Below are 1,688 nucleotides of genomic sequence, written 5' to 3' on the forward strand. Positions count from 1 at the left end.
AGGAATGTAATATGCTTATCATCAGACGGGTGGCCTTCTTCGTCCGGTGGCAGCGGCGCATTGACGTTCAGATGATGGTGGCCTGGGCCTTCAATGTCGAAGCCGGCGGGGGCCACGCCCATGCCCTTGAGGCCGAAGACGACGGTCACGGGGCTTTTCACCTCGGCGCCGTCCTGTGGCTGGACGATATAAACCTCGGCCCCTTCTGGCGCGGGCGTGCGCTCCAGCGCGTTCGCCGCGGTCGTCAGAAAAAGCCCAAGCACGAAGAGAATTGCAAATTTCATGACTATTCCTCCCTATTGCCGCGCGACCGGGATAGGCCGACGGCTGATGCGGGACGTCCCGTCAGGCTTTTTCTGCCTGATCAAAACTCAGACGCCCCATAGGCGGAAGTCTACATGAAAATCGCTCCGAAGGGATGGGTTTCGCGCGCCATGGCGGGTCACAATCGTGGGAGACGGCGCTCACGCTTTCGACGCTTCACCGTCATCAGATGACATCGGCCCGGAATCAGCGCCGTCTGCGTCCTCGGGCGCGATCGGTGTCTCCTCACTCTGCGCCAGCGCGGCCGGCTCGTCCGGGGCAGGCTCCTGCGCGGCGTCCTCTTCGGCTTCGGCGACCTGCGTTTCCTCGACCGCCTCGTCTTCCTCGGTCGCGTAGCCCTTGCCGGGCTTGTAGGCTGAGGCGAGGTTCTCGACCACCAGCGCGGCGTCGGTGAAGTCCTCGTCGTAATCGTTCAGACCATCGACATTCGCCAGGATCGGGTCGGAGCGCCACAGCGCGCGCAGCGCCCGCCGCCGCACGATCTCCGGCACGTCCTTTTCCATGAAGCGGGTGTAGTCGGAGTCGTAGTCCAGCGCGTCGAAGTCGACATCCTCGAAGGCCGACTCGTCGACCGGCGCTTCCTCGGCAGGCGGCTCCGGTGCGGCGTTCTCAGCCGGCACCGCCGCTTGCTCCGGCTCCGGCTCGGCCAGCCCGTCCCGCGCGGCCTGCTTGCGCCGCGCCCAGCGCGACAGGAAATCCTTCTCGTCTGTCGTCATTGTTCCCGACCGTTCCCTTGCATCCGCTGGCGAACAACGTGGATCGGCTCCTTGCCGAACTTCTCCTCGGTGATGTCGACCTCGTCGCGCTTGCGCTTGCGGAATTTCTCCTCGACGTGATGCTCGGCGATGAACGCCTCGATCATCTCCAGCAGCGGCGCGGGCATCGCCACGCGCTCCACCGTTTCCTCGCTGCTGTCCATGTAATCCTGCGCTTCGAAGGGCGAGGCCGTCACCAGATGCACGTCGATTGGCGCGTCATCGGCCTCGCTCTCACGCAGCACGACATAAAGCGCGGGCTCGCGGCTTTCGATATTGGCGATATAGGCTTCGGTCTCCTTGCGGAACAGTTCGAGCTGCGCGCGCGTCGTGAGGTATTGCGTGTAGCCCTCCCCTCGCGCCAGTTCGCGCCAGTCCGGGCCGGGCGGGATTTCGAGCATTACGCCGCTGGCGCGCCAGACCGGATCGGCCCAGGCATTCGTTGGCTGCTTGCAGGTCACGATGACCCCGAGGGGAATGGTGAGCGAGGTCGCGGACGGCGTAGGCGTCGGGGCGTTCATGCATTTCACCCTTTTTATTGTCGGGCCTCGGAGCAGCGGACGTGCCGCTTTCCTCGACCAGTCATCTTGTTTAAATTAGAATAATAAC

General features: G+C 63.8%; 3 protein-coding genes. All 3 read right to left on the bottom strand.

The genetic code is table 11. The annotated features are described in order from the left end of the window. A partial coding sequence (locus I6U14_RS06225) for a DUF4399 domain-containing protein (protein ID WP_296897766.1) occupies nt 1-284 on the bottom strand: 284 nt, incomplete at its 3' end. Nucleotides 285-464: 180 nt separating this feature from the next. Beyond that, on the bottom strand, nt 465-1,040 hold the full coding sequence (locus I6U14_RS06230; protein WP_296897767.1) for a DUF3306 domain-containing protein: 576 nt from the start codon (nt 1,038-1,040) through the stop codon (nt 465-467). Next, nucleotides 1,037-1,600 (bottom strand): DUF3305 domain-containing protein, encoded by a 564-nt coding sequence (locus I6U14_RS06235; protein ID WP_296897768.1) that lies wholly within the window; start codon nt 1,598-1,600, stop codon nt 1,037-1,039. Before I6U14_RS06235 ends, I6U14_RS06230 begins: the two co-directional genes overlap by 4 nt. Nucleotides 1,601-1,688 lie beyond the last annotated feature (88 nt).

It is taken from the genome of Thiohalocapsa sp. (genome assembly GCF_019695415.1).
Classification (GTDB): Bacteria; Pseudomonadota; Gammaproteobacteria; order Chromatiales; family Chromatiaceae; genus Thiohalocapsa.

What these genes read in the sequence shown, in the direction of transcription:
- I6U14_RS06230 (WP_296897767.1), bottom strand. Translation starts at nt 1,040, where the DNA reads ATGACGACAGACGAGAAGGATTTCCTGTCGCGCTGGGCGCGGCGCAAG.
- I6U14_RS06235 (WP_296897768.1), bottom strand. Translation starts at nt 1,600, where the DNA reads ATGAACGCCCCGACGCCTACGCCGTCCGCGACCTCGCTCACCATTCCC.